Genomic DNA, 19,574 nt, shown 5'->3' with positions numbered 1-19,574 from the left:
CAATCGGGAAGCCACGCTAAAATCTGGAATAACTCATTTACAGCATTTACTAATTGTTTTTACCAAAACGCACTTCAATCAGAGTACCTTCGGCCGGACTACTCTTTACGTGTAATTTGGCATTCAACAGGTTACTCAGCTGTTTCACAATAGACAGACCGATGCCCTCCCCAGACTCTCCGTCTTTGGGTTTCAGTTCCATTTTAGCCGCTTTGGGCAATCCAGAAGCAGGGAGATCGACAAGTTGTCGGACAACTTCTTCCGGCAAGCCCGGTCCGGTATCTTTCACGCTGAACTGCCAGCCGGTATTGCCTTCTCCTAACTCCCACGAAATGGTAGCGCCACCTTCCCTGGTATATTTCAATGCATTCAGGACAAGATTCTGGGCTATCCGCTGCACTTTTACCATATCGCCGGTAACGAATAGCACGTCCGGACCGTCTACTTTTAACCAAAGCCCCTGTTCTTTAGCTAACGTCTGCATACTCATACTTAACTCTTTAAGCAGATTAGAGGCATCGAAAGACTGGTTAAAAACCTGTTCCTGGCCAGATTCCAGCCGGGAATAGTCCAAAAGTTGGGTCAGCAGAGAGGTTACCTGGGCCAGATTTCGATTAAGCATACTCAGCATTTGCTCCCGCTCCTCTTTCGTATCCATCAGGTTAAGGAGCGCAGCTGCCCCCTGAATAACGCCAAAACTACCCCGCAGATCGTGCGAGGTGGTTCGCAGAAACTCACCCCGCTCCCGAACATAGCGACGCATCTGCTCCAAATCCTGCATAGTTTGCTGCGAACGTTCCAGTTCCTGAATCCAGCGATTCTGTTGCAGTTCGGCCTGTTTTAAGGCTGTAATATCCAGACCGGTCAGTATAATACCATCATCATATTTATCAATCGAGATTCCCAGCCATTGATCCTGCTGAGCACCTGGCATATGCTGCTCCCGATAAGCCGCTCTACCCGTGCTGTGAACCTGCCGAAGCTGGTCCATCGTTTCCTGATGCCACAACATCGGAGCCAGTTCGGTAGCTAAAGTGCCGGGCAAATGAGGAAGGGGCATATTTGCCATCTGGGCAAATTTTCGATTACACACAATTACCTGAAAATCAAGCAACTCCTCCTCCCCGGTGCGAACAGCTTTCAGCATTCCAATGGCGGCTGGCGATGTATTGAGTACGGCCTGTAGGTTTTCGGCGGTTTTGACCAGTTCGGTATTGGATTTCAGGAGCTGCATATTGGCATTCGTCAGCTCTTTGGTACGGGCCTGCACGCGGTTATCCAACTCCTGATTGAGGCTTTTCTGCACATGCACTTCGGCACAGGTGCCGATGTATCCGCTAAAATTACTGTCAGTGTCGAAGGTTGGGTGCGCATTTTCCATCATCCACCGGTATTCGCCGTCGTTCCGTTTTAGCCGGTATTCGGTCTGGTAAGGCTGGCGGGCGGTGAAATGAGTACTGAACGTATTTATATAGTCGGTTCGATCTTCAGGATGAATATCAATCATCCAGCCCTGCCCGGTTTCCTGCTCCGATGACCGACCCGTGTAATCGAGCCAGGCTTTGTTGAAAAAGCTGTACCGGCCGTCTTCATTGGCCACCCAGATCAATACGGGCGCGTTATCGATGAGAGCATGGAACCAGGCCTGCCGTTCTTCCAGTAGTTGCTGAACCTGCCGCTGCTCGGTAACATCTTCGATAGCCAGCAGAATAGCCTCCTGTCGATGTTGTTCAATAACCCGACGGGCGTGAATCAGCATCACCTTTGTGCCCACCCCCGGAAAATGATGCTTTACCTCAAATGCCTGAATCAGCACATTTTTCTGGACAACCTCCTCCAGTAACTCACGCAGACGGGGAATATCCCAATGCCGGTTGCCAAGTTCATAAATCATGCGTCCAATTGTGGCATCTTCAGGTATTTTAAAGATCTGACAGAAGGCCTTGTTGGCACTTTTCACCCGCAGGTGTTTGTCGAGTACGATAGTAGCTTCGCTGATGGTCGAAAAAATAGCTTCGCCATACATGTACGCTTCGGCAAGCTGGTCGTTGCGAATCTGCAGCTCCTGGTTTATAGTTTGTAGTTCTTCGTTGGTCGATTCTATTTCCTCCTTACTCGTTTCAAGCTCTTCATTAATGCTCTGCAATTCTTCATTACTGCTCACAATCTCCTCATTGACGGACTGGAGCTCTTCGCTGGCAATCTCATGCTCTTCAATAATGCTCCGCATGTCTTCCCGCATTGTGGAGAGTTCTTCCTCAAGCTGTTTGACCCGGCTATTCTGACCGCTTTCCAGCATAGGATCATCCACCAGAACGCCCTGTGCCTCCCGAAACAGGATTAAAAATAACCGCCCTTCAGCCGTATCATTTAACGGCACAACATCAATGGAAACCAGGTACTTTTTACCCGCTACGGTTATTTCGATGCCTGCTTTCCTTTCTGACTGACCCGATTTCTGGGCCTTTCGTACCGCATTCCGAATTTCGAAGGCTAGTGCAGGCCGGGCCATTTTGGACAGATTGAGACTAGCCCGCCCCGACACATGCTCCAGAAAGAGGCTGGTTTCCCCCCGAAACTGAAGAATATCAAGCTCTTGATCCACCACCACACTAGCAGGCATAAATTGCCTGAGCAATACCTGGTCCACAATAGTATCTAGTTCATTCACGGTCTGGCGCGCTTTAACTGGTTGATTTTTCGAATTCACTCCATCGCTCATTCTCAGGTTTGAACGACGGGGTTGCGGTTGCCCATCTTTCCGCTCAATAACCACCTGACTCACTACTATCCCCGCAGATCGCTCGTTTTTACGGATAAATATCTTATAATTTTTGTCAAAAGGTCTAAATAATGCCGAAGAAGCCGACACCATTTCTGATTTGCCCAGCAACAAATAGCCATCATAATTCAAGGCGTAGTGAAACGTAATGAGCGCTTTTCGCTGTAGTACAGAATTCAGATAAATCAGCAGATTGCGGCAGCTGATCAAATCAATTCGGGAAAAAGGAGGATCCTTGAATATGTTGTGCGGAGCAAACACACACATATCCCGAATCGTCTTACTGATCTGATACATGGACTGGTGCTTCGCAAAAAAGCGCTGTAACCGTTTAGGTGATACGTTTGCTACTTCACTAACGGAGTAGAGCCCCTGCCGGGCGCGGCTAATGGCATTTTCACTAAGATCGGTAGCAAAAATCTGAATGGTCACTCTCGATGCTTCTTCGTCGAGCTTTTCCAGCAACAGCATGGCCAATGAGTAGGCCTCCTGCCCGGTTGAACAACCGGGTACCCAGATACGCAACGGTACCTGGCCACTTTTCTGCTGAACAAGTTCGTGAAAAACGCTGTTTTTTACGAACTCCATCGTTTCCTCATCCCGGAAAAAGCTGGTAACGTTGATCAGCAAATCATTATAAAGCAGCCCCGGTTCAGCAGGATGCTCCCACAGGTACCGTAAATATTCTTTGAGTGTTTCCAGCTTATACAGCAACATCCGACGAATGATCCGCCGACGAATGGTGGTCATTTTATAATTACTGAAATCGACACCAATGGCTCTTCGCAGAAACTGAATAATGGGTTGCAGATCTTCAGTAGTGACTTCCCTTAACTCCTCGATTTCATTTTCGATAGTACTTCCGGCATCGGCCGTTTGCTGAAAGATCGTGGCTTGCCGACTGAGATGCTCCAGTTCCCCGGCGATTTCGGCTGGCGATAAAATCATGTCGGCAACCCCTTCGGCGATGGCCGACTGGGGCATGCTCTGAAATTTTGCGGACGAATCCTGGACAAATGTAATCCCCCCGGCCACTTTAATCGCTTTCAGGCCCATCGTTCCATCGTGCGCCATTCCGGACAGGATAACCCCAATTGCGCCCTCTTTTTGGCGCTGGGCTAATGAGGTAAAGAACTGGTCGATGGGCATGTTCGGCACGTCAATCTCCGAATAGGACTCCCCTTTCACGGCTTTCTTCCGACGTGGCATGAGTGTGAGCACACCATCCGCGATTTCCATCGTCTTATCAGGCGGAATTATATAAACCGTATTGGCCTCGATCCGGACCAGGTGCTCTGCTTCTTTAACATTCATTTTCGTTGCCCGACTCAGAATAGCCGACAACTGACTCTCAACCAATGCATTAAGGTGTTGTATATAAACATAAGCCAGACCGGTAGCGGGCGAAAGGTGTTCTAACAGTTCAGAGAAAGCTTCCAGTCCGCCAGCCGATGCTCCGATAGCTACCACTGGAATTGAAGATATGGTTAATGAGTATTCACCTCTAGAGGATATGGTTAATGAGTTTTCACCTCTATCGGAACGTTGAGTAGACATAGGTCTTTTTTATGTAAACCAACCGGCAGTTCAATTGTTGATATATTGTTTTGGGAGTTAATTATACTGCTTAAACTAATTTCCACAGACCAGAGTAAGAAATTTATTCATCTATCGTTTAAAGGGTCTATTCACGGAAACACCATTTCTATAAATACTAATGTGACTAATGGCTAAACGCGATATTGTTGTAATTGGCGCATCGGCGGGTGGAGTTGTGGCTCTTAAAGAGTTAGTCCGTTCATTGCCATCTGATTTTAACGCAACCATTTTTATTGTTCAGCATGTTGCGGCTTATGCAACGAGCATGCTACCGGAAATCCTGAACTATGCCGGTCCGCTCAAAGCGGTTCACCCAACCGATGGTGATTCTATTGAGCCGGGCATGATTTACGTTGCCCCACCCGATCATCATCTTCTGATTGAGCAAAACCAGGTATTGGTAAAAAAAGGGCCTAAAGAAAATCGCTTCCGACCGTCGATTGACGCCTTGTTCCGGTCGGCTGCCTATAACTTCGGCGAGCGGACCATTGGTATTGTGTTAACCGGCTTGCTCGATGATGGCACATCGGGAATGTGGTCGATAAAACGGCTGGGGGGACTCGGCATTATTCAGGAACCCGAAGATGCCGAATATTCCAGTATGCCCTCCAGCGTACTTGAATATGTAGATGTAGACTATACGGTTCCCCTCGCCAGGATGGGTGCACTATTGTATCAGTTAACGTCCGAAGAATACAAGCCTCCGCACCTTAACATCTCTCCCGAAGAAGGGGAAATGCTGAAAAAAGAAGTTCAAATAGCCTCTCAAAAAAATGCGTTCGAGATGGGAATCCTTGACATGGGCGATCTTTCGCCCTTTACCTGCCCGGAGTGCGCTGGTGTACTGGTCCGTTTCAGAGAAGGCAAATTAATTAGGTACCGGTGTCATACAGGACATGCCTACACGGCGGGCTCGTTACTGGCAGAAGTGGATAAATCCGTTGAAGATAATCTCTGGAAAGCCGTTCGCGTGATGGAGGAGGCTATCATGCTGCTGGAAGAGTCGGGAAAAGCATCGGCCCAGGGGGGCGACGAGCAAGCGGCCGAACGGTTCTTCAGCAAAGCCCGCGAAAACCGGGAACGGACCAATATGCTCCACAAGTTTCTTTTTCAGCAGGAGCCCATTCTTCAGCAACCGAATGGGGTTCCTAAATAAGCCTGACCACCACAAGCCAATGGATACTTGTGGTGTCGGCGTCGTTTGTAGTTGGTTGGGCGTTGGGCGTAGTCTGTGACTACGTCCTTGCGTTATCCAGTCTCCGACCGGAGTGACAGGTTAGTCATTTACACCGGTCAGAGACCGGATAACATTAGGACGTAGTCATAGACTACGCCCAACGCCCAACCAACCGACTACGCCCAACCTGCCACCACCAAGCCGTCCACTCTAAATCAATGCCTCAACCACAACCATCACCCTCAGCAGTGGGCGGGTAGTTCAGCAACTTTCAGCCAGAACTGGCAGATGCGGTCGATCACCTGCGAAAACGACATGTCACCCTCCTTCATGGTAACGACCGAGTTAGCCTGCCGCTCATACCCTTCAATAACCGATTTATCGGTTGGCAAGGCGAGCAGAACCACCGGAACCCGGCAAAGACGCTGGTTATTTTTCAACCGCTGTAGGGTATGCAATCGCTCCAGGGCATCAGATCGGGCGTCCAGAAACACCAGCGCAGGTAACTCCGACTCCGGTAATTCATCGAGCAACTCCGGTAAGTGGATACTCTTCGCCAGCGTCTCAACCCGGTATTCAGGCCAGTTTTTGCCAATGATCTGACGGGCCAGAAAGGCATTTTGCTCATCGTTGGTCACCAGAAATAGAGAGGTTGCCTGATATGACAAACTACCCGACTCACCCATCGGATGTGCTTCATCAAGGTGTACGGATGCCCGCAACCCTTCCTCATTTCCTATTGGGGCCAGATGGTCGCCCAGCGACTGGACAACCTGATTCCATCGCCGACGGCTCACAGGAAAGGTCTCTCCGCTCTGAAGCTGTATTTTACCCGCCATTTTCTGACGCAGCGGCCGTTGTAAACTCTTTACGTAATCCGGATTAACCAGGGCGGTTTTATGCACCCGGATAAAGCCGGGCAGTCGGCCTTCCAGGTAACTGATTGGCTTGGACAGCAGCTTTTTTTCTCCATTTCTAAAATGAAGCCAGCTGTAATTGTTGGCCCCCAAAAAATAGGCAATTAATTCCGGGCGCTCAAGGGCTGGGTTTATGATGCTCATGAAAGTAGAGGACGTTCAGGGTTAACGTATTGTGTTTTTATGCGCTGATGATCGATCGACCAATAGGCGCGATAACTCATTCGTAATCAATAGGCTACCGCATCAGCAGAAACTACTTCGGGCGCACTGCTGAGTGCCTCACTGAACACGGAGTTCCAGTCGTCAACGAAACGCGGCAGGCCAAAATCACGCATCGCCAATTCACGGGCATTGTCACCCATGCGCCGGGCTTCGGTTGGGTTATCCAGTAAAAACTGCATACCCGCCAGCAGTTCGGTCGGGTCGGCCGATACAAATCCGTGGACGCCGTTCTGGATCACCGTTGGTAACTCGGTGGTGGCCACGACCACAATGGGCATCCCAATGGTCATGGCTTCAATAACCGCCAACGGAAGACTGCTGTAGCGCATCGGGCTGAACAGGAACCGATACTGGGCAACGGTTTGGTGCAGACGCGTATAGTGGATCTCCCCAATGCCGCCAATCTCTGCCGATTTCATACCCGCCACCGTGAGCGGCACGTGTTGCCTGAACTGCTCGAACAGATCGAAGCCCGCCATACGCCCCCGGCGCCGGAGTTCATTGACCACTACAAGCCCCTCCTGGCGCTGGCCCGTATACCGTATTGTTGAATCGATGGCTACGCTGTGTTTGACAACGCGGGTGGGCGTCTGGCCATTATCCCACATCAGCCGGTTATAATTTGTTACGTGTACGAGCATCACGCCCGGATCGTCGGCGGCCGGATGCTTCGAATCAGTAGGATGCGGCTCGGGGGTGTTGTGTTCCAGATAAATGGTAGGCAGTTGCCGCTGCTCGGGCGACAGAATCTCGAACCGGTCGGCCTGGTAATTCCGGGGTGTCTGGCAAATGACCAGGTCCAGGTCCAGATTTCGGATAGCCTCGGCCGGTACTTCCCGAACGTAATCAGGCATGGACGAATCCTGTCCACGCCCGCAGTAGCCCTCGGGCGCACCGGGTTTAACCGGCAAATACCAGTTGTGTTCTGCCTGCGTAATAGCGGTTAAATAGGCTCCGTGAATGTGCCAGATCAGAATATTCAATCGTCGCATCGGGTATAAAATCAAGCTGTTGGCGGGCGATGTCTGCCCGGTAAGATTGAGTTGACTAACGTCCCCGGCTCACCAACTGTTTGTTGGCCTCCCCTATTCCGATGCTTTTTTGGTAGTGTGTTCCGTTACCTCACTATTTTGAATATAAACGGTTCGTCATACGGGCACTTACTAACCTTCCCCAACAAGGTGCAGTTAATCCGGGGAGTACAGAACCACTTACTAATTACCTCAACATAAACTCAACGGGCTATGGATAAAAGGCTAGCGCTTATCTCCGAACATGCGTCGCCAATGGCTGCCATTGGTGGTGTCGACGCAGGCGGTCAGAATATTGCCGTTGCCGAATTGGCGAAGGAGCTGGCAAATCTGGGATTTAGCGTCGATGTGTTTACCCGGTGCTGCTCGCCAACGGAGGCCGAAATCGTACAGTGGCAACCCCGTATCCGCGTCATTCATGTGCCCGCCGGAGCCCGGCAGTACCTTCCCAAAGAAGCCCTTCTGCCCCACATGGGCGAGTTTGCGCAGAATATGAGCCGATTTATTCAGACGAACGCGCTCAACTACGCCGTTACCCATGCGCACTTTTTCATGTCGGGGCTGGTAGCTCTCAAAATCAAGCAGCTGCATCGCATCCCGTTCGTTGTCACGTTTCATGCGCTGGGGTTGGTTCGACGCCAATGCCAGGGTAGCTCAGATGGCTTTCCGATGGAACGTACCCTGATCGAGAAGCGGATTATGCAGGAAGCGGACGGTATCGTAGCCCTCTGCCCGCAGGATAGCGACGATCTGATAAAACTTTACGGTGCCGACGCGTCAAAAATTACGATCATTCCGAACGGCTATAATCCGCAGGATTTCTTTCCCATCCGGCAGGAGCTGGCCCGCCAGACGCTGGGACTCAATGTGCAGGAACCAACATTGCTGCAACTGGGCCGGATGGTTCCCCGCAAGGGCGTCGACAATGTAATCCGGGCGGTAGCTATTCTTCGGCAAACGCATGGTATTGCGGCCAGGCTTCTGGTCGTGGGTGGTGACTCCCGGCAACCTGACCCGGAACTCACACCCGAAATCGGCCGACTTCAGGAGCTGGCATCGGCGCTTGGTATAACGGATCTGGTCACGTTTACCGGAAGCCGCACCCGCGACGAACTCCGGCATTATTACAGTGCCGCCGATGTGTTTGTGACAACGCCCTGGTACGAACCGTTTGGTATTACTCCACTGGAGGCTATGGCCTGTGGAACGCCCGTTATCGGAGCGGCCGTTGGGGGCATTAAACACACGGTATTGCTGAACAAAACGGGTTTTCTGGTGCAACCCAACGACCCCCCGGCCCTGGCCGAAAAACTGGCGGTACTGATCACCAACAAAGCCCTTCGGCAGCGCTATGGCCAGCAGGCCATTCAGCACGTAAAAACCGGGTATACCTGGACGCGGGTAGCTCAGCAAACCGCCGACTTATACGACCTGATCACCAACGGGCGCGTCCAGACGGGTTTCTGGCTACGGGCTGCCGGCCATCAGGCCACATCCTTACCAATTCCAGACAGATCGTGAACAAAGCTATTTTTTGGGATAAGGACGGCACTCTCATTCCCGACATTCCGTATAATGTCGATCCAGCCAAAATTACGCTCTATACCGATGCCGGAAGCAGTTTGTGCCGACTGCGGGCTGCCGGGTTCAAGCTGATTGTCATCTCCAACCAGTCGGGGGTGGCGCATGGGTACTTCAAAGAAAGTAAGCTTTTCGGCGTCTGGGACCGGCTTACGGAGTTGCTCGGCCCCTTTGGTGCCGAGCCGGACGGTTTTTATTATTGCCCGCACTTCCCGGGAGCGTCCGTCAAACAGTACGACTGGGTCTGTACCTGCCGAAAGCCCAGGCCGGGCCTTTTACAAAAAGCCGCCAGAGATCACCAGATCGACCTGAGCCAGTCGTGGATGGTGGGCGACATCCTCAATGATGTTGAAGCTGGTAATCGGGCCGGTTGCCGAACCGTACTGATTGACCGGGGGAACGAGACGGAGTGGCTTATCAACAGCCACCGGCTGCCAACCACTCGGGCCAATTCGCTCAGTGAAGCTACGGATTACATTCTGGCCACTACCCGCCGACTGGTGCGGCCGGATGGCTCCGATGCGTACCCGGAACGCTGATGAATCATGTACCTCAACGCACGACACAACGTATGAATTTCTGGAAAGACGGGCTGCGTCTTCTGTGCGTCAGACTGGATAATCTGGGCGATGTACTGATGACGACACCAGCCTTTCGCGCCCTGAAAACGACCTGGCCTGCCGCACATCTGACATTACTGACCTCGTCGGCAGGGGCCGCCATTGCCAAATTTATCCCGGAAATAGATCAGGTGATTTCCTTCGATGTGCCCTGGGTAGCGGGCCAGCAACAACAGCCGGACCAGGTTATTGACCTCGGAAACCGCTTACGCAGCCACCAGTTCGACGCGGCTATCGTGTTTACGGTTCAGAGCCAGAATCCGCTACCGGCGGCCATGCTGTGTTACCTGGCCGGTATTCCCCGGGTGCTGGGCTATTGCCGGGAGAATCCGTACCAACTCATGACCGACTGGGTTCCTGACCCCGAGATACTGGTGGCTACCCGCCATGAAGTTATTCGGCAACTGGAACTGGTTCGGGAAATAGGTTGCCATACAACCAACCGGAGCCTATCCTTAACGCGATCCATTGCCGACCAGCAGCGGGTACGCCAGCAGTTAACAACCGCCGGACTCGACCTTCAACGGCCGTGGCTGGTGCTGCATCCGGGCGTTAGTGAAGAGAAACGGCGGTACCCGGCCGAGCAATTTGTTCAGGCGCTTTTACCGCTCATGCAGGACTCCGGGTATCAGGTGGTGCTGACGGGCAGCAAAAGCGAGCAATCGCTGACCAGCCAGATTCAGCATCAGTTGACCGGTCGGGCGGTGGACCTGGCCGGTCAACTGAGCCTTGGTGAGTTGGCGGCTCTTCTGGCCGAAGCTCCTTTGCTCATTGCCAATAACACCGGGCCGGTTCATATGGCGGCTGCACTGGGTACGCCCGTTGTGGTGCTGTACGCCAAAACGAATCCGCAGCACACGCCCTGGCAGGTGCCTAGCCGGGTTCTGTATTTTGACGTTCCGATGGCTTTGCGCTCAAAAAATAAACTTTTACAACAGTTTCCGGAGCCAGCGGAACCGACTGCATCACTGGAGACTATTGTCCGGGCAGTACACGACCTTATGGCTCAATGGCAACCAATTGCTTAACCAATCAACGTATGTATACTTTAGGAATCAACGCGGCTTTTCATGACCAGGCCGCTGCTCTTGTCAAAGATGGTGTGGTACTGGCCGCTGCCGAAGAAGAACGCTTCACCCACATCAAGCACGGCAAGCGTCCAATCCCTTTTTCCACCTACGAACTACCGTATAACGCCATAGATTTTTGTTTGAAAACGGCCGGCATCAACCTGACCGACATCGATCATATTGCCTACTCCTTCGACCCAAATCTGGTCATTGGCGACCATCAGGCTAAAAATACCGTCGAAATTCCGCTTCGGCCGGGGGTTAACTCCCTCAATGGCTGGCAGAATCCCTATGACGGGCTGTTTCTTTCCTCGATCCTGAACGCGCCCGGCCATCTGGTCGATGGTGTGCCGCTGCACCTCTCCGACCGGTTCCGGGGCGCTACAGCCCAGGGGCCTTACCAGTGGCACTTTGTGAACCATCACCTCAGCCACGCAGCGAGTGCCTTTTTGCCGAGTCCCTATGAGCGGGCTGCGGTGCTGGTGATCGATGGCCGTGGGGAAGTGGCAACAACCAGCTACTGGCTGGGCGACGGCAACGACATGACGCTGCTGGACGAGGTTAAACTGCCGCACTCGCTTGGGTTGCTGTACGAAGAGTTGACGACCTATCTGGGTTTTCTGCATTCGTCGGATGAGTACAAAGTAATGGCAGTGGCTTCCTATGGAGAACCTACGTATGTCGATTATTTCCGGCAGATCATCCAGTTGGGTGAGGGCGGACAATACACCATTGCCCCGCTGAAGCTGGAAGAGACATTCGGTCCGGCCCGTCGGCGCGGTGGTCCGCTGGAGCAGTTTCACTTCGATCTGGCGCATTCTGTTCAGGCCGTTCTCGAAGAAACCGTTCTTCACTTACTCAACTGGCTTCATGACAAAACCCAGGCCGATTCGCTCTGCATGGCCGGAGGGGTAGCCCTCAACTGTGTGATGAATGCCCGCCTGCGCGACAGAGGCCCTTTCAAAAGCATCTGGGTTCAACCGGCCGCCGGTGATGCCGGTACCGCCCTTGGAGCCGCCATGTGGATCGATGCCCAACAGCGCCCTCTGCCCGAGCGTGCCGAACGGCGTTACGAAATGCACCACGCGTACCTCGGCCCCGGTTTCAGCGACGACGAGATTGAAGCCTTTCTGCGCTGGTCGAAGTTGCCTTATCGTCGGCTGACGGACCGCTCGCAGGAAGTTGCGGCTTATCTGGCATCCGGCCATATCATCGGCTGGTTCCAGCAGGGAATGGAATTTGGCCCGCGAGCGCTGGGTGCCCGCTCTATTCTGGCACCCCCTTTCCCGGCCGAAATGCAGGCGAAACTGAACGACCTGAAAGACCGCGAAGACTTCCGCCCGGTGGCTCCGGCTGTATTGGAAGAAGCGGCCGATGCGTATTTCCTGAACGCTCGTCAATCGCCGTTTATGCTGTTCGTCAACGACGTCCGTCCGGAAATGGTCGATGCCATTCCGGCCGTTACCCACACCGACGGAACCGCCCGAATCCAGACGGTAAATGAACGTCAGAACAAGCCCTATTACGACCTGATCAAGGCATTTGCCGAGCAAACGGGCGTACCGGTGCTGGTCAACACGTCCTTCAATACCCGTGGCGAACCGGTTGTTTGCACCCCGCGCGATGCGGTAGAATCTTTCTGGACATCGCCCCTCGACGCGCTGGTGATCGGTTCGTTTATGCTGGAGAAAAACCGGGATGGGCTTAACGAAACTTACGGCGAACTAACTCAATCAGAAACCATCACCGCCGACGCTCAGTAATGTATGGAAAAAACCCTGGTTACCGTTATCATTCCCACGTACAAACGACCGGCGCTCCTGCGTAACTGCCTGATCGCTCTTACCCAACAAACGTTGTCGAAGGAAACGTTTGAGGTAGTGGTGGTCGACGATGGGAATGAATCAGCCGTGGCCGAACTGGTACAGGAAGTAGCAAAACAGACTGGGTTAAAGGCCCGCTACCTGGGTCAGCAAAAGCGTCAGGGACCGGCAGCCGCCCGTAATGCGGGCTGGCGGTCGGCCCGGACGCCTTTTATTGCGTTCACCGACGATGACTGTCTACCCCAACCAGCCTGGCTTAGCACGGCGCTGGTGCAGTTTATCCGGGGTGCCCAGGTACTAACCGGGCGGGTTACCATGCCGATGCCCGAGCAGCCTTCGCACCACGATAAAACAACGGCCCTGCTGGAAACTGCCGAGTTCGTTACAGCCAATCTGTTTTGCCGAAAGACGGTACTGGAGCAAGTGGGTGGTTTCGATGAGCGGTTCGATATTGCCTGGCGCGAAGACAGTGATCTGCACTTCAAAATCATCAAGGCCGGTATTCCGATACTACCCTGTCCCGACGCAGTGATTGTTCATCCAATTCGGTCGGCACCCTGGTACGCGCCCCTCCGCGACGAACGAAAGAACCGCTATGATGCCCTCTTGTTTAAAGAGCATCCAGTCTTATTTCGCGAACGCATTCCGGCCTATAAATGGCTAGTGATTCGGTATTATGTGAGTGTCGCATCATTACTGGTTGGACTTATTGGTTTACTTATAGGTAACAGTCAAGTAGTTGGCCTTGGATTTAGCCTTTGGTTGTTACTCACTCTGGCACTTATAAACGAACGATTAGATAACCAGCCAATCACTGGTACGACACTTAAAGCGGCCCTGATCACCAGTCTGGTTACCCCTTTTCTGTCGGTCTACTGGCGATTGTACGGTGCTTTTTCGTATCGTGTCTGGTACTGGTAGTTGATAGCCTTGTAGGTTCCACCATTCTACACCCTGACAATACAAATGGACAAATTGACAAACGCGCTGGGGTACGCTCCCCGGCGAATTGCTATTTTTCGGGCAATCCAGCTCGGCGATCTTTTGTGTGCGGTACCGGCATTCAGGGCCTTACGAGCCGCGTTTCCGGAAGCCCATATCGCGCTGATTGGCTTACCCTGGGCAAAGGAATTCGTTGCCAGCTACCCCCGCTATTTCGATGAGTTCATTGCGTTTCCCGGCTGGCCCGGTCTGCCTGAACAACCCGTTGACCCCGTCAAAACGGTTCTTTTTTTACAGCAGATGCAGAACCGGCAATGGGATGTAGTGCTGCAAATGCAGGGCAATGGTACGCTGGTCAATGCCATGCTTAGCCTTGTTAACGCCAGCGCACTGGGTGGCTATTACCCGGCCGATATAAAGTCGGAAGAATGGGCCGCCCGCACGGGCTTGTTCGTTCCCTATCCCGTCAAAAGCCACGAAGTACAGCGGCATCTTGGCCTGATGCGTTTTCTGGGCATTGCGCTACAGGGCGATGCACTCGAATTTGACCCCGATGAGACAGCTCGGCAACAGGCGTTAACGTTATTGACAAAAGGTCGACTGAAACCCGGTCAGTACGTGTGCGTCCACCCCGGTGGCGTATCAGGTCGGCGGTGGCCCGCCCATCGATTTGCCGACGTGGCCGATGCACTGGCCGAAAAAGGATATACCGTTGTATTGACCGGAACGGCCGGTGAAATCCCGATCATCGACGAAGTCCAAAGTCGAATGGACCATCCAGCCGTATCCTTTGCCGGCCAAACCAGTCTGGCTACACTAGGGGCCATCCTGCAATTTGCCGCCCTGTTGGTTAGTAACGATACAGGTGTTGGCCATTTGGGCACGGCCTGCCACACGCCCAGCATCATCCTCTTCACTTCCGCCGACCCGGCCGAATGGGGTCCGTTAGATACCAGTCGGCATCGGGTGGTTTTTGAAGAGGATGCTCAGGATACCCATCAGGTTATGGCCGAAGCCAGTGAGTTGCTAACGGCCTACCGGCCGTATTTCATGGAGATGCAGACAAGTTAAGGTGAATAATGAATCAGGGCTTTTTGCTACAACGATCAAACCGTTACGCGGCTATTATTCACATTAGTTAGGTGGTTCAGTGGCTCCAGACTGAGTATGGCCAGTGGTAACGCAGCAAATAAATCCGCTACAACGATACCACTGCCTGTTTCCCCGCGACGATCCACCAGGTGATGCTGCCAGATAGCAGGTGCTTCGGCGGGTAGGCTGATGCGCGTATCCTGCCAATCCAATCCAAAGACATCAGTAGATGTCGCACTGCACAAGCGAGCCAGACCGAGCGGTACGGCAATCACATACCAGGTTTCCGCATAGCGCCGGGCAAACGCCAGCACATGTTGCTTATAACGCCCCTCCACCGTCAATGGGAGGTACTCGCCGGAGGCAAACAGGTCAGGGTGCCGGTTTCGTTCAGCTAATAGGGTATGCACCAGCCAGAGTTTTATCCGCGCATCGTTCCGGCTGGCCCACAAGTCAGCCCAACGGGTATCGGATGCTTTTTTCAGCAACTCGCTGAGTGATTGTTGACGACTGGCAAAGTCAACCGGACGCCGGTTATCGGGGTCGACCAAACTCAGATCCCACCCCTCGCAACCCTGATAAATGTCCGGCAGGCCGGATGTAGTGCATTTGAGTACTAGCTGCGCCAGCGAGTTGATGATGCCAAAATCGACTACGCGCTGGTGAAATTGCTGAAAACTGGCCCAGAATGGACGGTTTCTGTCCAGCAACTTCTCTGCGAAAGCTTGCGTACCGGTTTCGTAGACTTCGTTTGGAGCATCGTAGGTCGAGTTGCGTTTGGCTTCCCGCAAGGCTTTTTGCAGGTATTCGGCCAGACGATCCGGGAAATCAGCTTCCTCGGGCGTAAGCTCAACGGAGTCATTACCGGGCATCGGATAAGCGCCGATCAATGTCTGGTAGATAAAGTACTCGTCGTTGGTGTCTGGTACTTCGGAGGTGGTGTCGTTGCTTGTTTCGGTCGACTTGAGGTCTTTGTTGAGCTGCTGCCACTCCTGCACGGCGGCAATCCATTCGTCGGTCAAATCGGTGAGCACATTTAGTCGGCTCCGCACATCTTCGCCCCGTTTGGTATCGTGGGTGGAAGTAGCATTGAGGGCCAGTGGCCACTGCCTTTGCCGATCAATCATCTTCTGGTGGAAGGCCTCCACCGTCAGGCCAAAGTATTCGGGCGAGTCGCCCACTTCATCATGCCCGATGAAGCGGGTGTAGGTGTACATCAGCGTATCTTCCACGCCCTTGGCCATCAGCGGCCCCGTAAACTGCATGCATCGCTGGTAAAAACCCAGCGCCCGTTGCCGATAGGACTCCCGGCCGGAAGGCGGATTTTGCAGCAGCGCTTCGTCCAGCAGACCAACGGCCGGAGCCAGTTCGGGTTTGTTTTTCCGGATGCGGCTGAGGATGGTCCGGACGGCGGTCGCTTCCTCTTCACTCAACGGCATCTGGTTTCCATAATAGCGGTACACCGGGCACTGGATCAAAAACTCGCCGATGGCCGTTTTCAGGTCGTCAGCCGATACGCTCGCCAGGACGGACGAATCCAGCAGGTTTGAATCGAGGAAAAGCGCGTACAGGTTCTCCAGTTCGCCATTCATGTGCTGGTAGAGAATGTAGGCTTTTTTATCGTGAAGCTCTGCCCGAACAGCCATTTTCTCACCCAGCAGCGCATGATAGAACCGGGTGAAGCTGGCTTCGCTCTCGGTTCGGGTGAAAAGGTTGTTGACCATCGAAAGGTAGGCGTAGCCCGTAGCCCCCTGCACCGGCCAGTCGGCGGGCATTTCTTCGTCGTTCTGGAGAATTTTCTCAACCACGATATAAGCCTCCGGCCCGGCCAGTTGGCGCAGTTGCCGGAGGTAGCGGCTGGGGTCCTGAAGTCCGTCGATATGGTCGACCCGCAGACCGTGAAAGACGCCCGCTTCGAGCAGGGTTTTGGGTAGCTGGTGCACCGCATCAAACACCACCGGGTTCTGAATGTTGAGACAGATCAGGGCATTCACCGTAAAGAACCGCCGGTAGTTGATCTGCTGGTCGGTTTCGCCGTGAAAACACAGCCGGTATGCCTGCTGATCGACGATTTGCCTGATGAGCAAAGGAGTTGTGCTGACAACCTTCAGGCAATTTCGAATGTAGGCTTCCTGATCGGGGTTTGTCATTAGCCGGGTAAGTGTCTGCTGACAGGTATCCGACAAATGGGCGTAGGCATCCGTATCACTAAACTGCTCAAGCAGGCTCAACTGCTCCGTCAATGCCTGCACCGCGACCGGAATGGCGGTGTCGCCAGCCTGTAAAATGGACGTATAGGAACGCAAATGCAGCGGATAAGCGGTATCAAAATACTCAATGATAAACTTCCCACCCTGATAATTAGCCGTTAGTTCGCCACGGGCGAGGACTTCGGCCAAATGGTCGCCCAGAAACGGCACCATGAGTCGGCCGTGGTGCACCGGACTTTGCCAGTTAATATCGAAAAACGTAGCGTAAGGCGACAGTTGCCCTTTCTCCAGCACATCCATGAGCCACTTATTATGTGGATCGAAGGCCATGTGATTAGGCACAATGTCCTGTATCCAGCTCATGCCCCGTTGCTTTAATTGCTGACTGATGGCCCGTAGCTCGTCTTCGGTACCTATTTCGGGGTTGATGCGTTGTGGGTTTACCGAGTCATAGCCATGCAGGCTGCCGGGTACGGCTTCAAAAACGGGCGAAGCATAGAGCGTACGAACGCCCAGTTGATCCAGATACGGAATGATTCGCTCAAAATCACGAAACGTAAAATCTTTGTGGAATTGGATCCGGTATGTGGAAACGGGATTTTTCATGATGTTGAGCGTAAAGTATAAATGATTCGGGTTGCAGCGAAATAGTATCGCCATTGTTGAGTAAAGCCGGGCATGCGCTGTTGGCTGATGGCATATTTGGTTGCCATTGCGCATCGGCAGAATCGAGCAGTTTTTCCCAACGGATGTCTTCACCCGATACACAAAGGATTGTTGACTGCGGTTGTTCAGAAAAATTCATCAGGCACAGCACATGCTGATCTTCGTGCCACCGGTGCAAGGTCAGCAGTTCTTTCTCCGTATCGACAGCGACGTCGAGTTGATTCCGGTCGAGGTGATACAGGGCTGGTAAATGATGGCGCAGGGCAATCAGTGTCTGGTAATAGCGGAGTAACGTCCGGTGCGGCTCCTGCATCGGCAAATGCCACTGCAGTTTTGTATGTTCGAACGTTTCTTTCGTCTGCGGGTCCGGCACGTCATCGTCGCCGTCGAACTCATCTTTACGGCCCTGCCGAACGGCTTCGGCCAGATCCGCTTCGGTGTAGTTAACGAAGTAGAAAAACGGGTTTGTCTCGCCCCATTCCTCGCCCATAAACAGCAGCGGAATAAACGGACTGACCAGCACCGCACCGGCCATCAGCTTGAGCATTTCGTAGCTATACAACTGACTCGACCGTTCCCCCTGCTTCCGGTTCCCTATCTGATCGTGGTTCTGCGAAAAGACGATGAACTGTTCGCCCGCATTACCATGGGCCATTTGTCCGAATAGCTTTTCGCGGACTACCGAGAACTGCCCGTCATATACATACCCATCTTTATAGGATTTGGCCAGGTGATTCAGGCCATTGAAATCGGCATAGTAACCGGTTTTTTCTTGCCCAACCGCCACCCGAAGCGAGTGGTGAAACTCGTCGATCCACTGAGCATCCATGCCGTAACCCTGTTCGGCCAGCGGCTTAAGGTACCGAGGGTCGTTCAGATCGCATTCGACCAGCAGATAATGTCGACGCCCGGTTGTACGCATGAGGTCGTCGACCCGCTGCCGGAGTTCCTGAAGAATATGCACCGGGCTGGAATCTTTAAGCGCATGGACCGCATCCAGCCGCAGGGCGTCGATATGAAAATCCCGGAACCACATCAGCGCATTTTCGATGAAATGCCGCCGGACGCCATCGCACCAAAGGTCATCGAAGTTAATGCCCTTCCCCCAGGGTGTGCGGTATTTATCCGTCAGGTAGGGGCCAAAGTTCTCCATGTGGTTCCCTTCCGGCCCGAAGTGATTGTACACGACATCCAGAATAACCGCTATTCCCTTATAATGGCAGATGTTCACCAGATGTTGCAGTCCGAGAACACCCCCGTATGAATTTTGTACGGCAAACGAGTACACACCATCGTAACCCCAGTTTCGGGAATCCGGAAACTGCGATATGGGCATAATTTCGATGGCCGTTACACCCAGTGCTTTCAGGTAATCCAGCTTGGCTTCCAGGGCTTTAAACGTACCGGCTCCGGTGAACGAGCCGATATGAATTTCATAAATCAGGTAGCTATCCAGCGAAGGGTTTATCCAGCTCTGGTCTTCCCAATAATAGGCCGCCGTGTCGACCGCCTGCGAAGGGCCATCTACCCCTTTCGGTTGGTACAGCGATGCCGGATCAGCAAACTCCTCATCACCATTGAGCACGAAGGTGTATTGATCGCCAGGCTTAATTTGATCGGTCGTGAGATGCCAGTAACCTATTTCAGCGCTTACCAGCGGTAAAGTTGCCGACTTATTGTACACCTTAAGCACCACCTGAGTAGCCTTTGGTGCCCAGACCGTTACCTCGGCCTCGGGTTTATTAGGAAAGCTGATGCCCAGCGATCGTCTGTTTACGTTGAGTTGATGCATAAGAGGAAGAGTAGGAAGTATCTATAGGTCGGTGATCCTGTAAAACG

12 protein-coding genes are annotated in these 19,574 nt (G+C 53.0%); 7 read left to right on the top strand and 5 right to left on the bottom strand.

The window, feature by feature from the left end:
• Positions 1–49: 49 nt before the first annotated feature.
• Complete coding sequence (locus tag CRO74_RS03550) at positions 50–4,252, bottom strand: CheR family methyltransferase (RefSeq protein WP_245877744.1); 4,203 nt, start codon at positions 4,250–4,252, stop codon at positions 50–52.
• Between the two features lie 256 nt (positions 4,253–4,508).
• On the opposite strand from CRO74_RS03550, the gene CRO74_RS03545 reads away from it, so the two are divergent.
• A complete protein-coding gene (locus tag CRO74_RS03545; RefSeq protein WP_097124605.1) occupies positions 4,509–5,537 on the top strand; it encodes a chemotaxis protein CheB in 1,029 nt (342 codons plus the stop codon).
• Between the two features lie 263 nt (positions 5,538–5,800).
• Here the strand turns inward: CRO74_RS03545 and CRO74_RS03540 are convergent, their stop codons facing one another.
• Together CRO74_RS03540 and CRO74_RS03535 are read right to left on the bottom strand one after the other, a co-directional pair.
• Positions 5,801–6,619 carry a LytTR family DNA-binding domain-containing protein gene (locus tag CRO74_RS03540; protein WP_097124604.1) on the bottom strand — a complete coding sequence of 273 codons (819 nt, stop codon included), beginning with the start codon at positions 6,617–6,619 and terminating at the stop codon, positions 5,801–5,803.
• An 86-nt stretch (positions 6,620–6,705) separates the two neighbouring features.
• Positions 6,706–7,692, bottom strand: a complete 987-nt coding sequence (locus CRO74_RS03535; RefSeq protein WP_097124603.1) for a glycosyltransferase — start codon at positions 7,690–7,692, stop codon at positions 6,706–6,708.
• Between the two features lie 252 nt (positions 7,693–7,944).
• Here CRO74_RS03535 and CRO74_RS03530 point away from each other — a divergent pair, with 252 nt between their 5' ends.
• From CRO74_RS03530 to CRO74_RS03505, 6 genes are read left to right on the top strand one after another with little or no spacing between them, the layout of a single operon-like run.
• On the top strand, positions 7,945–9,252 hold the full coding sequence (locus tag CRO74_RS03530; RefSeq protein ID WP_097124602.1) for a glycosyltransferase family 4 protein: 1,308 nt from the start codon (positions 7,945–7,947) through the stop codon (positions 9,250–9,252).
• The gene (locus CRO74_RS03525) at positions 9,249–9,851 is read left to right on the top strand and encodes a D-glycero-alpha-D-manno-heptose-1,7-bisphosphate 7-phosphatase (RefSeq protein ID WP_097124601.1); all 603 of its coding nucleotides are present in this window, start codon (positions 9,249–9,251) and stop codon (positions 9,849–9,851) included. The genes CRO74_RS03530 and CRO74_RS03525 overlap by 4 nt, the downstream gene beginning before the upstream one ends.
• Complete coding sequence (gene waaF, locus CRO74_RS03520) at positions 9,851–10,960, top strand: lipopolysaccharide heptosyltransferase II (protein ID WP_245877743.1); 1,110 nt, start codon at positions 9,851–9,853, stop codon at positions 10,958–10,960. The genes CRO74_RS03525 and waaF overlap by 1 nt, the downstream gene beginning before the upstream one ends.
• A gap of 11 nt (positions 10,961–10,971) precedes the next feature.
• The gene (locus CRO74_RS03515; RefSeq protein ID WP_245877742.1) at positions 10,972–12,765 is read left to right on the top strand and encodes a carbamoyltransferase family protein; all 1,794 of its coding nucleotides are present in this window, start codon (positions 10,972–10,974) and stop codon (positions 12,763–12,765) included.
• A 3-nt stretch (positions 12,766–12,768) separates the two neighbouring features.
• Positions 12,769–13,746 (top strand): glycosyltransferase family 2 protein, encoded by a 978-nt coding sequence (locus CRO74_RS03510; protein WP_097124598.1) that lies wholly within the window; start codon positions 12,769–12,771, stop codon positions 13,744–13,746.
• 45 nt (positions 13,747–13,791) lie between these two features.
• Positions 13,792–14,838 (top strand): glycosyltransferase family 9 protein, encoded by a 1,047-nt coding sequence (locus tag CRO74_RS03505; protein ID WP_097124597.1) that lies wholly within the window; start codon positions 13,792–13,794, stop codon positions 14,836–14,838.
• A gap of 35 nt (positions 14,839–14,873) precedes the next feature.
• Here the strand turns inward: CRO74_RS03505 and treY are convergent, their stop codons facing one another.
• Together treY and treZ are read right to left on the bottom strand one after the other, a co-directional pair.
• Positions 14,874–17,675 (bottom strand): malto-oligosyltrehalose synthase, encoded by a 2,802-nt coding sequence (gene treY / locus CRO74_RS03500; RefSeq protein WP_097124596.1) that lies wholly within the window; start codon positions 17,673–17,675, stop codon positions 14,874–14,876.
• Positions 17,617–19,527 (bottom strand): malto-oligosyltrehalose trehalohydrolase, encoded by a 1,911-nt coding sequence (treZ, locus tag CRO74_RS03495; protein WP_097124595.1) that lies wholly within the window; start codon positions 19,525–19,527, stop codon positions 17,617–17,619. The genes treY and treZ overlap by 59 nt, the downstream gene beginning before the upstream one ends.
• Positions 19,528–19,574: the final 47 nt, after the last annotated feature.

The organism is Spirosoma fluviale (genome assembly GCF_900230225.1).
GTDB classification, from domain to species: Bacteria; Bacteroidota; Bacteroidia; order Cytophagales; family Spirosomataceae; genus Spirosoma; species Spirosoma fluviale.
This window is presented reverse-complemented; position numbering and strand designations above follow the sequence as displayed.